The organism is Flavobacterium sp. KACC 22761, from assembly GCF_034058155.1.
Classification (GTDB): domain Bacteria; phylum Bacteroidota; class Bacteroidia; order Flavobacteriales; family Flavobacteriaceae; genus Flavobacterium.
The window spans coordinates 3,566,751-3,579,835 of sequence record NZ_CP139148.1; the positions used below are offsets into that span (position 1 = coordinate 3,566,751).

General features: G+C 33.2%; 12 protein-coding genes. 10 read left to right on the forward strand and 2 right to left on the reverse strand.

Annotated features, from left to right (window positions below):
- The first annotated feature begins 83 nt into the window (after nt 1-83).
- Complete coding sequence (locus SCB73_RS15495; protein WP_320567105.1) at nt 84-1,124, forward strand: GMP reductase; 1,041 nt, start codon at nt 84-86, stop codon at nt 1,122-1,124.
- A 1-nt stretch (nt 1,125) separates the two neighbouring features.
- Nucleotides 1,126-1,623 (forward strand): GNAT family N-acetyltransferase, encoded by a 498-nt coding sequence (locus tag SCB73_RS15500; protein WP_320567106.1) that lies wholly within the window; start codon nt 1,126-1,128, stop codon nt 1,621-1,623.
- 129 nt (nt 1,624-1,752) lie between these two features.
- On the opposite strand, the gene SCB73_RS15505 is transcribed toward SCB73_RS15500, so the two are convergent.
- On the reverse strand, nt 1,753-2,331 hold the full coding sequence (locus tag SCB73_RS15505; RefSeq protein WP_320570097.1) for a pentapeptide repeat-containing protein: 579 nt from the start codon (nt 2,329-2,331) through the stop codon (nt 1,753-1,755).
- 157 nt (nt 2,332-2,488) lie between these two features.
- Here SCB73_RS15505 and aspA point away from each other — a divergent pair, with 157 nt between their 5' ends.
- The 6 genes from aspA to SCB73_RS15535 all read left to right on the forward strand — a co-directional run bounded on the left by aspA (nt 2,489) and on the right by SCB73_RS15535 (nt 9,530).
- Nucleotides 2,489-3,898: an aspartate ammonia-lyase gene (gene aspA / locus SCB73_RS15510; RefSeq protein ID WP_320567107.1), complete on the forward strand. Its 1,410-nt coding sequence runs from the start codon at nt 2,489-2,491 to the stop codon at nt 3,896-3,898.
- Between the two features lie 150 nt (nt 3,899-4,048).
- Nucleotides 4,049-5,320 carry a BamA/TamA family outer membrane protein gene (locus SCB73_RS15515; RefSeq protein ID WP_320567109.1) on the forward strand — a complete coding sequence of 424 codons (1,272 nt, stop codon included), beginning with the start codon at nt 4,049-4,051 and terminating at the stop codon, nt 5,318-5,320.
- Nucleotides 5,321-5,563: 243 nt separating this feature from the next.
- Nucleotides 5,564-6,238, forward strand: coding sequence for a response regulator transcription factor (locus SCB73_RS15520; RefSeq protein WP_320567110.1), 675 nt, complete (start codon nt 5,564-5,566; stop codon nt 6,236-6,238).
- Nucleotide 6,239: 1 nt separating this feature from the next.
- Complete coding sequence (locus tag SCB73_RS15525) at nt 6,240-7,643, forward strand: HAMP domain-containing sensor histidine kinase (protein ID WP_320567111.1); 1,404 nt, start codon at nt 6,240-6,242, stop codon at nt 7,641-7,643.
- 77 nt (nt 7,644-7,720) lie between these two features.
- On the forward strand, nt 7,721-8,443 hold the full coding sequence (locus tag SCB73_RS15530; RefSeq protein ID WP_320567112.1) for a hypothetical protein: 723 nt from the start codon (nt 7,721-7,723) through the stop codon (nt 8,441-8,443).
- Nucleotides 8,444-8,582: 139 nt separating this feature from the next.
- Nucleotides 8,583-9,530: a bestrophin family protein gene (locus SCB73_RS15535; protein ID WP_320567113.1), complete on the forward strand. Its 948-nt coding sequence runs from the start codon at nt 8,583-8,585 to the stop codon at nt 9,528-9,530.
- Between the two features lie 73 nt (nt 9,531-9,603).
- On the opposite strand, the gene SCB73_RS15540 is transcribed toward SCB73_RS15535, so the two are convergent.
- Nucleotides 9,604-11,031 (reverse strand): aminotransferase-like domain-containing protein, encoded by a 1,428-nt coding sequence (locus SCB73_RS15540; RefSeq protein WP_320567114.1) that lies wholly within the window; start codon nt 11,029-11,031, stop codon nt 9,604-9,606.
- A 186-nt stretch (nt 11,032-11,217) separates the two neighbouring features.
- On the opposite strand from SCB73_RS15540, the gene SCB73_RS15545 reads away from it, so the two are divergent.
- Together SCB73_RS15545 and SCB73_RS15550 are read left to right on the forward strand one after the other, a co-directional pair.
- Nucleotides 11,218-12,135, forward strand: coding sequence for an EamA family transporter (locus SCB73_RS15545; protein ID WP_320567115.1), 918 nt, complete (start codon nt 11,218-11,220; stop codon nt 12,133-12,135).
- A 316-nt stretch (nt 12,136-12,451) separates the two neighbouring features.
- A complete protein-coding gene (locus SCB73_RS15550; RefSeq protein ID WP_320567116.1) occupies nt 12,452-13,027 on the forward strand; it encodes a Crp/Fnr family transcriptional regulator in 576 nt (191 codons plus the stop codon).
- Nucleotides 13,028-13,085 lie beyond the last annotated feature (58 nt).

The following is a 13,085-nucleotide window of genomic DNA, read 5'->3' on the forward strand; positions in this document are numbered from 1 at the left end:
AAAAGTTCAACTTTTTGTTAATCTAATATCTGAAATCTAAAATCAGAAATTCTTACATTTGAGAGTAACCAAAATCTCGAACTATGAGAATAGAAATGGACCTAAAGCTAGGGTTTAAAGATGTAATGTTTAGACCTAAAAGATCAACGCTCAAAAGTAGATCCGAAGTTTCCTTAGAACAAAATTTCAAGTTTTTGCACAGCACTGCAAGTTGGACAGGAATTCCGATTATGGCAGCAAACATGGATACTGTAGGAACTTTTGAAATGGCGAAGGTTTTAGCAAAAGAAAAGCTTTTTACGGCCATTCATAAACATTACAAATTAGAAGAGTGGAATACATTTCTAAAAAGAGCAGATTCTGAGATTTACGATTATATTGCTGTAAGTACAGGAACAGGAAAAGAAGATTTTGACAAAATTGGAAAAATAATAACTGCAAATCCATTGCTGAAATTCATTTGTATTGATGTTGCAAATGGTTATTCAGAACACTTTGTTCAGTTTTTAAAGAAAACAAGAAAGCAATATCCCGACAAAATAATTATTGCTGGAAATGTAGTTACTGGCGAAATGACCGAAGAACTTTTATTAGCAGGAGCTGATATTGTAAAAGTAGGAATTGGTCCTGGTTCAGTTTGTACAACGCGAGTTAAAACAGGCGTTGGTTATCCACAATTATCTGCCATTATAGAATGCGCTGATGCCGCTCACGGTTTAGGTGGGCATATTATAAGCGACGGCGGTTGCACAACTCCGGGCGATGTTGCAAAAGCTTTTGGAGCTGGTGCCGATTTTGTAATGTTAGGCGGAATGTTAGCCGGACATACCGAAAGTGGCGGTGAACTAATCGAAGTGAAAGGCGAAAAATTCAAACAATTTTACGGAATGAGTTCTAAAACCGCTATGGATAAACATGCTGGCGGTGTTGCAGAATATAGAGCAAGCGAAGGAAAAACGGTCCAAGTTCCGTTCAAAGGAGATGTAATTTACACGGTTTTAGATATTTTGGGAGGAATTCGAAGTACTTGTACTTATGTTGGGGCTTCACGATTAAAAGAATTAACAAAACGAACCACTTTCATCCGCGTAAGCGAACAAGAAAATCAAGTTTTTAAAAAATAATATGATTAAGATTACCGAAGCATTTGTTGAAGATATTGCTAAAATTCAAGAAATCGCACATATAACTTGGCCAATAACTTATGGCGAAATTTTGACTTCAGAACAATTAGATTATATGCTGGATCTTATTTATTCTGATGAAGCTTTATCAAAGCAAATCGAGAATAAAGAACAATTATTTTATTTAATTTCAGATTCAGAATCAGTAATTGGTTTTATTGGAATTGAACACAATTATAAAAACGAAGCGGTAACGAAAATCCATAAAATTTATCTTTTGCTAGAAACTCAAGGAAAAGGCTATGGCAAAATAGTTTTTGAATCGATCGAAAAATTGGCTTTAGAAAATAACTCAAACCAACTTTTATTAAATGTAAACCGTTTTAATACAGCTTTGAATTTCTATAAAAAGCTAGGTTTCGAAATTAAAGAAACCGTTGATATAGAAATTGGAAATGGGTATTTGATGGAGGATTATGTAATGGGGAAAAATATTTAAAAGTAGTTTTTTCACAATCTTGTCATTTCGACGAAGGAGAAATCTTCGTAAGAAGCTCTACAAAGATTGGCTTTTCGTTGCGGAGTTACTCATGAAGATTTCTCCTTAGTCGAAATTACAAACTGTGCGTTAACTCACTACCACATCATGCTTAAACAATAATCCTTTCACTTCATTCAAAGAAAAAACAGCTTTCTTCAATTTAGTTTTTGACGGATCGATTGTATAATTATAACTTGTTTTAAAATCGGTTTTGTTGGCGATGGCTTTATCGAATTCTGAGCGGTATAGATCGCAATTGTAGAAAACTACGTTCGTCAAATCTGCAGCCATAAAATCTACAGCTATCAAACTGCAATTGGTAAAAAATGTTCCTTTTAATTTTAAAGTGTAAAACTTTGAAAAATCCAAAATGCAATCGTTAAATTCGATTTCGAAGATCAATTTGTCGCACATCGCAAAATTAACGTCTTTGATTTCGCATCGGTTGAATCTTGCTGTTCTAAAAGCCACATAATTAATTTTGGCTTCGCTGAAAATACAATCGTTAAAAACGCAGTCGATAAAAGTAACAGCTAGAAAAGTACAGGCCGAAAAATTACAATTATTAAAAACGCAACATTCAAAATCCTTAAAATTTAAGTCCTCTTTGGCGTAAATAATGGCATTGTATTCTTTATCAAGAAAATATTCGCTTTCCTTTTTCAACTCTTTTTCGGTAATTATTTGAGGCTGAAAAGGTAATAATTTGTAGCAAAATATTCGGACTAAATCACAAAACATTTTAAAAATCTATCTGCTTTCGTATAAAAATAATGTAGCTTTACGCTTATTTTTTTAAGGTAAAACATATCAATTTTATTATATGGAATCAACAAGAAAAGAGCATGATTTTTTAGGAGAATTAGAAATTCCCAATCATTTATACTACGGAATTCAGACTTTTAGAGCGGTAGAAAACTTCAATATTACTGGAATTCCAATTTCAAAAGAACCTTTATTCATCAAAGCTTTAGGCTACGTAAAAAAAGCTGCAGCTTTGGCAAATAAAGACTGCAATGCAATTGATCCTAAAATTGCCGAAGCAATCTGTTACGGAAGCGATCAGGTTATCGCGGGTAAATTTGACAAAGAATTTGTGAGCGATTTGATTCAAGGCGGCGCAGGAACTTCAGTAAACATGAATGCCAATGAAGTAATTGCTAATATTGGTTTAGAATATTTAGGACATAAAAAAGGAGAATATCAGTTCCTTCATCCAAATAATCATGTAAACTGTTCACAGTCAACAAATGATGCTTATCCATCTGCATTTAGAATTGCTTTGTATTTGAAAATGGAAAGCTTCATCAAAACTTTTGCTGGTTTGGAAGTCGCTTTTGCCAAAAAAGGCGAGGAATTCAAAGAGGTTTTGAAAATGGGAAGAACACAATTGCAAGATGCCGTTCCGATGACTTTAGGACAGGAATTTAAAGCGTATGCAACAACAATTGGTGAAGATATTCAGCGTTTGAAAAATGCTCAGGAATTATTGTTGGAGATCAATATGGGCGCAACAGCCATTGGAACAAAAGTAAATGCGCCAGAAGGTTATCCCGAAATTTGTGTAAAATATTTGGCCGATGAGGTTGGAATTCCGTTAACACTTTCTCCAGATTTAATTGAGGCAACGGTTGATACAGGTGCTTATGTTCAAATTATGGGAACTTTAAAACGTTCGGCAGTCAAAATATCTAAAATTTGTAACGATTTACGTTTATTGAGTTCTGGGCCAAGAACCGGTTTAAACGAAATCAACCTTCCTGCGCGTCAGCCAGGATCTTCGATCATGCCTGGAAAAGTAAATCCGGTAATTCCAGAAGTGGTTAACCAAACTTGTTTTTATGTAATTGGCCAAGATTTGACCGTTACTATGGCGGCAGAAGCGGGACAATTACAGCTTAATGTAATGGAACCAGTTATTGCTTTTGCCATGTTTACATCTTTAGATTATCTTTCGAATGCAATTCAAACTTTGATTGACAAATGTATTAACGGAATTACTGCAAATGTAGATCACTGCTATAATATGGTCATGAACAGCATTGGAATTGTAACGCAATTGAATCCAATTTTAGGTTATGAAGAAAGTGCCAGTATCGCTGGAGAAGCTTTAAAAACAAATAAAAGTGTTCATCAGATTGCTGTTTTAGAAAGAAAGTTAATTACTCAGGAAAAGTGGGATGAAATTTATTCGTTAGAGAATTTGATCCATCCAAAATTTATCACAAAGTAATATTTGGTATTATAAAATTTATAGGAAGCTGTCATTTTGTTGACGGCTTTTTTTTATTTTATATTTATTGATTTAGTAATATAAAATATTGAAAATAAGCCATATATTTACATATGAATTGATTATTGTTTCCAAAAATTAAAACTTAGCATGGTAAAATTTTTAAAAAATAATTACTTTCAGAATAACTATATAATCTTAGGATTGCTTTTTTTTATTCAATTTAGTTTAAAAGCACAAACTGAAATTGATTCTTCCAAAATTTGCCCTCCGAAAACAATATTAGAAATCTTTAAAAAAAAGGATTCTGCCTATGTTGTAAAACCCGTAAAAAATAGCTTTTTTTTAATTATTCCTGCAATTGGTTCACAACCAGCTACAGGTTTCTTTTTTGGCGCTGTAGCCCAATATACTTTTAAAGGAAAAGAAAAAGCAGATAAATATTCTATTGCGAATGTTGGAATCACTTATACCACAAAAAAGCAATGGCTTGTGAATGTCAAGAATAATATTTTGCTGAAAAACAACAAGATATTTTTAAGTGGTGATTATCGTTTGTATATATTTTCACAGCCAAATTATGGTTTAGGAACAAATATTATTCCGCCTCGACGAGATGACATTCCGGGATTCAGTATTGATTCAATTGCCGAGCCGATGGATTATAATTATTTAAAGTTTCATCAGGCAGTTTCTTTTCAAGTACATCCAAATTTTTATGTTGGCGGTGGAATTAACATCGATTGGTATTCGAGCATTGTTGATAAAGATCTTGATGTTGCAAATGGGAAGTTTACGTATCATTATAATTATAATCAGAAATACGGCTTTGATGAAACTGAATATTTTTTAAACGGTGTGAGTCTTAATTTGGTTTACGATTCTAGAGATAATCAGGTAAATGCAACGCATGGATGGTTTGCAAATATTAATTATCGTTTTAATCCTGAAATATTTGATAATCAAGAAGTAAGCAACGTTTTATATGCGGAATACCGAAATTTCATTCCCGTTTCACAAAAAGACAAAAGATATATTCTGGCACTTTGGACATACGGTCAATTTGTGACCAAAGGAAAAGTTCCCTATTTGAATTTGCCTGCAATTGGCTGGGATCAACGAAGCCGAAGCGGGGAAGGGTATACTCAGGGATTATTTAGAGGGACAAATTTGGTTTATGCTGCCGCTGAATTTAGATTCCCAATTACTTGCAATCAAATGTTAAGCGGTACTGCTTTTACAAACTTTGTCACGACCAGCAATCCTGATACCGATACCAAGCTTTTTCAATATATTCAGCCAGCATTTGGTCTGGGTCTGCGTATTTTAATTGATAAAGCCACACGAACCAATTTGATTATGGATTATGCTTGGGGGAACAGCTCTAAAGGTTTTTATTTGAATGCAGGAGAAACTTTCTAATATCTTTTTAAGACGAGCAACAGCCCAATATTGCACACAGATGACACTGATTAGACAGATTTTCACAGATTCAATATAAAAATCCGTTTCCATCGGTCTAAATCTGTGTCATCTGTGTCCCATTTTCCACCTTGGTTCAAGTAAAACCATAAAGTTCCTGTTCATAAATAAATCATAATTTTTAACTATTCTAATTTATATTTTTAATGTCAATCCTTATTTTTGTTCAATATCCAAATTCAGATGAAGTTACTAATAGTCGAAGACGAACCAAATCTTTTGTCGATTTTACGAAAAGGATTTGCTGAAAACAACAACGAAGTAAGTGTGGCGCTCGATGGCAAAACGGCTCTCGAAATGATTCACAATTACCACTTCGATGTTATCGTTTTAGATGTTATGCTTCCGGATATTAACGGAATTGAAATTTGCCGGAGACTTCGCGCTAGCAAAAACTTCGTGCCGATATTGCTTTTGACAGCTTTAGGAACTTCTGAAAATATTGTAACGGGCTTAAATGCCGGAGCCGATGATTATCTAGTAAAGCCTTTTAAATTTGGAGAACTTGATGCCAGAGTTAATGCTTTACATCGAAGAGCCAATCAGGACAATGAAAAAATTGATAAAATTATAATTGGAGATTTGGAAATTGACGGAAAAGCCAAAGCGGTAAAGAGAGGTGGAGAACAAATTGTGTTAACGGCCAAAGAATTTAAATTACTCTATTATTTAGCCAGAAATGCTGGAAGAATAGTTTCCCGTGACCAAATTTTGGATAATGTCTGGGATATTAATTTTGATATGAACACAAATGTTGTAGATGTTTACATCAATTATTTGAGAAAGAAAATTGACAAACCTTATAAAATCAAACTTATTCATACCATGAAAGGTTTGGGTTATGTTATACAGCTATAAAATGGATATAAGAAAAAAAATTACGTTCAATTATGTAGCTTTATCGACCTTTAGTACGTTATTGTTATGTATTATAGTTTTTGTTTTATTTAGAGAAAATAACCGATATCACTTTTTAAAAAGGTTGGAAGACCGTGCTAAAATTGTAGCTTCAATTCATTTTCAAAAAGATCCCGAAAAAATAAAATACTACAGCAATCTAAAAAAAAATGGATTGGAAGAACTTATTGAAGAAGAAGAATATGTTCTTAAAATAAACAGTGCCAATAGTTTTGATTACAATACAAAACTGAATTTACCCAACGAGTTTTATACCAACATTCTAAATACCGGAAAAGATTATTTTGAAGTCAACAGTAAGTATTATTTAGGTCAGGTTTTTACAGAAAGCAATCAAAAATATATTGTTATTATTGGTGCAAGAGATCGAAGAGGAAAAACGACGAGCATTTATATTATAAAAATATTGCTTTTTGGCGGTATCGGATTTGTGCTTCTGGCTTTCTTTTTAGGGCGTTTTTTAGCAAAAAGAGTCATTGATCCTGTTGCGAGAATTACAAAAGAAGTAAACCGAATCAGTGCGTCAAATCTTCATAATAGATTGCCAGAAGTTAAAAATTCAGATGAAATTTCAGATCTGACGCATACTTTTAATGATATGTTAGATCGATTGGAAACTTCGTTTGAAATTCAGGCCAATTTCATAAATAATGCTTCGCACGAACTAAAAACCCCAATTACGACTATTATTGCCGAGGCGGAAATTATGCTTTTAAAAGAGCGTCAGGTTTCTGAGTATATTGAATCGTTGCAAAATATATACAGTCAAGCATCTAGATTAGGAAATTTGACAGAAAGTTTGCTGAAGCTGACACAAACGGGCTACGATGGAAAAAAACAGGTTTTGGATATTGCCAGAATTGATGAACTTTTATTAGATGTAAAATCTGATTTGGATAAAATTTATCCGGACAATCGCGTGAGCATCAAACTTAACTTTGCGCCAAAAGATTCTAATTTACTTTTAATTCCTTGCAATAAACCGCTTTTAGAATTGGCAATCAATAATATTATTACCAACGGAGTGAAATATTCTGATAATAATGAGGTGTTTGTAACACTTTCTGCCAATAAGGAATCGATTAAAATTGCGATCAATGATATCGGAATTGGGATTCCGCCAGAAGATATTCCGCATTTGTATGAACCTTTCTTTAGAGGAAAAATTGCGACTAAATACATTGGTTATGGTTTAGGACTTCCTTTGGCATCAAAAATCATTCGTATGCACGACGGAGAAATCCAGGTACAGTCTGAACAAAATAAAGGAACAATAGTTACCATTATTTTCAATAAATCAAAACTCAAGAAAAACAACATTAAAAATTCTAATGTTGAATCTTAGAAAATTCTAATTTAAGATTAATATCCTTCTAATTTACAGGAAGTTATTTTGTATGTATAAACTAAACGATTATACTTATGAAAAATATCCTTATACCGACTACTTTAAAAAATGATACCATTTGCGCAGTAAAATCTGCCGTAAATCAAAGCAAAGATTCGGCTTGTGAAATCATTTTATTGATGGTTGCCGAAACTCCAGATTCATTTTCTTCTTCATTTTATTTACGCGAAATGAAAACAGGACTTACAATAAGTCAAGAAGAAGTTTTAGAAACTTGCAGATATATCGTAGATCATACGCCAAATTGCAAAATCAAAGTGCATAATCAATACGGACTTTCGTCACCACTTTTTAAACGTGTTATTGAGCATTTCTCAGTAAAATTGGTCATTTTGACGAATTCATATAAACGAGAAACAAAACGTATTCATCAATATTTGATTCAATTAGCTGGAAATCAAAAATGTCCAATTCTGCATTTAGGAAATGAAAATTTAAAAGAAGATTTTACCAAAGCGCTTTATATCGAAAACGGCAGAGCCAATATGCATGTCAAAGATGTACAGCAATTTTTGAATGAGAATTTCTCTTATGAAATTGTAAGTCAGACTTCTAAAATAGACGATGATTACGAAAATCTTGCTCCATATTTATCTGAAGCGATTTCGAAGTATGAGATCGATTTGCTAGTTGAAACCAGAAAAGGAGAAAAAATCAAATTCAAAAAAAATAAAAAAGAAAACATCAATGAAAAACTAGGACTTCCGGTTCTTTCATTGTACGAAGAGATGGCTTAAAAAGTGATTAATTCTTAGTAATTAGTTCTTAGTAATAAAACATGACTTTAAATATTATTTATTCAACCTATAAGACTAATCACTAAGGATTAATTGCTAGTCGCCAGAACAAAATATTAATTTAATTAAAACCGAAAATATGTTATTAAAGAAAAGAATACCAATGAAGTACGTTCTCGGGAAAATTAAAGTAGAAATTGTACTTGTATTAGCTTACACGATTTTATTTGAGATTTTTCATTATTATTTCATCAACTTGCCCGTAGATATTCCGATTGCAATTCCAACAATGATTGGAACAATTATATCACTGCTGTTGGCTTTTAAGTCAAATCAGGCATATGATAGATGGTGGGAAGCCAGAATTGTGTGGGGCGGAATTGTAAACGATTCTAGAACATTAATTCGTCAAGTTTTGACGTTTTATAAAGACCCAGATTTTTCTGTTGAAGCAAGTGAATTCAAAGAAAATTTTGCAAAAAGACAAATTGCTTGGTGTTATAGTCTAGGACAAGCACTTCGAAATAAAGATGCCGTAAAACCACTTGAAGGATTGATGAGTGAAGAGGAAGTTAAATACATCAAAAATCATCAAAATATCCCGAATGCAATTTTACTGTTGCACGGCCGAGATTTGCGAAATGCTAAAAACGATAAGCGATTCAATAAGTATCAGCAGGTTGAAATAGACAATACTGTAACGCGATTGTGTGACGGAATGGGTAAATGCGAAAGAATTAAAAACACCATTTTCCCAACGACTTATAGCATGTACATAAGATTGATGTTATGGTTGTTCATCATGTTGTTGCCATTTGGACTCACAAGTGTATTAAGCTGGTTTGCAATTCCGCTGATTACGGCAATTGGTGCTGTATTCTTTTTAATTGAAAGAATGGCAATTCATTTGCAGGATCCGTTTGAAAACAGAGCTACAGATACTCCAGTGACAGCAATTGCAAACACCATTGAAAAAAATATCAAGCAAATGCTAAACGAATACCAAAGCGAATTTGATATTCTGAAAGAATTTGAATTAAACGAAGAACCTAAAAAGGCAGATAAAGATGCCTACTATGTTTTATAAAAAATAATTGACTTGGTTTCTCAATTTGTTCCAGGCAGCGTTTTAATTAGTGGCGCTGTCTGGTTTTTTTATTTTAAAGCGAATATTTTTTAAGCAAATTCCCTAAAGTTTGAATCGATTGTCGCAACTCATTTGTCCAAGGAAGTCCAAAACTCAAACGCATACAGTTTGAAAATTGATCCTGAAACGAGAAAATCCTGCCCGGCGCAATACTAATATTGTGTTTCATTGCCAAATGATAAAACGCGGCAGTATCAATTTTTTTATCCAATTCAACCCAAAGGAAAAATCCGCCTTGAGGCTGGCTGACTTTTGTTCCTGCGGGAAAAGATTCCAAAACGGTATTAATGTAATTATTGCAGTTCCGATTTAAAATCTGACGAATTTTTCGGAGATGATTTTCATAACGTCCATTTTTCAGGAAATCGCCCACAACTTCATGTGTAATAGTAGGCGAGGAGATGGTATGATACAATTTAGTTCGCAATATTTCTTTTTTGAATTTCCCTGGAGAAACCCAGCCAACACGATATCCGGGCGCCAATGTTTTAGAAACCGAACTGCAACATAATACGATGCCACTTTCATCATAAGTTTTACAATTTGTTGGTCGGCTTGCGCCAAAATACAAATCGCCGTGAATATCATCTTCAATAAGCGGAACATTGTAGAAATCCATTAATCTTACAATTTCTTTTTTGTGTTCGCTCGGCATCATACTTCCAGACGGATTGCTGAAATTGCTCATTAAAACACAGGCTTTTACTTTATTTGTTTTAAGCGTTTTTTTTACTGCTTCCAACTCAATTCCTGTTGTCATATTGGTTGGAAGTTCCATTACATATAATCCTAAAGATCTGGCTAATTGCAGAATTCCAAAATAAATCGGACTTTCGGTAATAATAGTGTCACCTGGTTTTGTCAGCGTCAACAAACAATCTGAAATTGCAGAAATGCAGCCTGGAGTTGTAATAATATCATCTTCAGTCAACGAACCGCCCCAAGTAAAAGACCAGCGAGCAATTTCTTTTCTTAAATTGTTGTTTCCTTGAACTTCCTCATAACTTGTACCGCTATTTGGCAATTGGCGCATGGCCTGCACCATTCCTTTGTTTAATTTTGCAATTGGAAGCAATTCATTAGAAGGAAAACCAAGTGACAACATTGTAATGTCTTTTTTGCGCATGTCGCCGTAAACCAAATCAAGTAAATCTTCTCGATCGATATTTTCGACTTTTAATATTGGCTTGCTCGCAGAAGGTTCAGCGATAGCTCGAGCAGAAATATTACTCACATAATATCCAGATTGCGGGCGCGATTCAATCAGCGATCTGCTTTCTACTTCATAATAAGCTTTGCTAACGGTGCTCATGCTGTAGCCCGTTTCTGCGCAGACTTCTCTAATTGAGGGTAATTTGTCGCCAACATTCAAAAGACCAGATTTTATTTGTTTTTCAATAACATCTGCAAACTGTAAATACAAGTAATTGGAACTTTTCATATTGTGATATTCATTGTTTTTTATAGGTAATATGTAATTCGCATATTTTCATTAGTGTTTGCGACTAATTTATGGTTATGCTCATTTCATAAAATAAACTGTTATGCTGCAATTTACAAAAACTGTATCTGTATTGCTGTTTTATTTTTAAGAAATTTGTCTCAGAAAAAAGAAGAAATAGAAATCGTGAAAACAACAAAATATTATACAGCAGCGATTACCGCTTATACGGTCTGGGGGTTTTTCAGTTTGGTTTTAAGACCAATTCATGATTATCAATCCTTAGATATTTTATTTTTTAGAGTTTTCAGCTGCAGTATTTTAATGCTGTTGATTGCTTTTCTTTTCAAAAGAAGCAAAATAAAAGAAACCGTGGGGAGTTTCAAAGCGCTTTCTTCTTCAGAAAAGAAGAAAGCAGTTTTGCTTAACATTGGCGGAAGCTTCTTTTTAATGGCCAATTGGTTCACTTTTATTTATGTAATGAATCATGTAAGCGTTAAGGCGACTTCTCTGGCTTATTTGGTTTGCCCGATTTTGACCACTTTATTGGCCTATTTTTTATTGAAAGAAAAACTTGCCAAAACACAATGGCTCGCTGTTGGACTAAGTATTTTGGGCTGTCTGTTGCTTTCTTATGCAGATATTATGGATATGTTTTACAGCATCATAATCGGATTGACTTATGCCTCATATTTGGTAAGCCAAAGAATCAATAAAGGTTTCGATAAATTCATTGTGCTAACATTTCATATTACTTTGGCAGCGTTGGTTTTATTACCTTTTTATCCAGCTTACAGCGGACCAGTTCCAACAGAATTCAAGTTTTATTTCTGTATCGAAACGATTGCGATTGCCTTTACGATAATTCCGTTATTTCTGAATTTGTATGCGCTTTCAGGACTTCCGTCTTCAACTGTTGGGATGTTATTGAATATTAATCCAATGATTGCTTTTATGTTGGCTGCGTTTGTTTTCAAAGAGAAAATAAGCACTTTGCAGATTGCAGCTTACAGCATAATTTTTATAGCGGTGTTAGTTTTTAATTCACATCATATTTTTGCGATAAGACAAAAATACATCCTGTCGTCTAAAGATTCTCAATAGTTGGTTTTGCAATTTTTATTGGTTTAGAAAGTAAAATTACGAGAATCTTAACAGGGTTTTAAAACAGGAATGATTATTTTTCATTCCTGTTTTTTTTATGAAAAAAATAGGCCACAGATTACACAGATTAAACGGATTAATTACTGTGTTTAAAAAATAGCCACGAATTACACCAATTTCCACGAATTGATTTGTCTAAAGGAATGCTTACTTAAAAAAGAAATTAGTGGAAATTGGTGTAATTCGTGGCGAAAAAAAATCCGTTTAATCTGTGTAATCTGTGGCAAAAAAAAAACAACAAATTGATTTTATTAATATGAAGAATAGCAGACTTGTAAATTTAATCCGTGAAATTATTGCCATAGATGATACAGATATGGTTTTGATGGAAAACTTTTTTGAGTCTGTGTGTTGTGAAAAAGGACAGTTATTGGAGGTAGAGAATAAGCCTACAAAATATCTGTATTTCATCAATTCAGGTTTTATTCGGATTTTTTATAATGAAGAAGGAAGTCAGATTACCACACATATTAATTGTCCGTCAGGTTTCATCTCGTCTTTTAATAGCTTTATAAACGGTACAAATTCAACGGATAATATAGAGTGCATTACTTCTTGTGAAGTGCTGAGAATTACCAAAAGCAATCTCGACCTTTTATGTCAGGAAAGTCAAAAATGGGCAGATTTTGCCAGAATAACCTATGAACAATCCGTTATTTATAATGAACAGCGAACAAAAGACATTATTAATTTGTCTGCTGAAGAACGTTATTTAAAATTACTCAAAGATAATACTGATATTATTCAAAATGTTCCACTTCAATATATAGCTTCTTTTATTGGGATAAAACCTGAAAGTTTAAGCCGAATCAGGAAAAAGCTTATTTCCTAACATAGGTCAAGTAGATTGGTTTAGTTATTAATGAATTTTGCCTCATCATTAATACTAA

Coding starts and splice junctions, on each gene's coding strand:
- SCB73_RS15495 (WP_320567105.1), top strand. CDS start 84: ATGAGAATAGAAATGGACCTAAAGCTAGGGTTTAAAGATGTAATGTTT.
- SCB73_RS15530 (WP_320567112.1), top strand. CDS start 7,721: ATGAAAAATATCCTTATACCGACTACTTTAAAAAATGATACCATTTGC.
- SCB73_RS15535 (WP_320567113.1), top strand. CDS start 8,583: ATGTTATTAAAGAAAAGAATACCAATGAAGTACGTTCTCGGGAAAATT.
- SCB73_RS15520 (WP_320567110.1), top strand. CDS start 5,564: ATGAAGTTACTAATAGTCGAAGACGAACCAAATCTTTTGTCGATTTTA.
- SCB73_RS15515 (WP_320567109.1), top strand. CDS start 4,049: ATGGTAAAATTTTTAAAAAATAATTACTTTCAGAATAACTATATAATC.
- SCB73_RS15550 (WP_320567116.1), top strand. CDS start 12,452: ATGAAGAATAGCAGACTTGTAAATTTAATCCGTGAAATTATTGCCATA.
- aspA (WP_320567107.1), top strand. CDS start 2,489: ATGGAATCAACAAGAAAAGAGCATGATTTTTTAGGAGAATTAGAAATT.
- SCB73_RS15500 (WP_320567106.1), top strand. CDS start 1,126: ATGATTAAGATTACCGAAGCATTTGTTGAAGATATTGCTAAAATTCAA.
- SCB73_RS15525 (WP_320567111.1), top strand. CDS start 6,240: ATGGATATAAGAAAAAAAATTACGTTCAATTATGTAGCTTTATCGACC.
- SCB73_RS15540 (WP_320567114.1), bottom strand. CDS start 11,031: ATGAAAAGTTCCAATTACTTGTATTTACAGTTTGCAGATGTTATTGAA.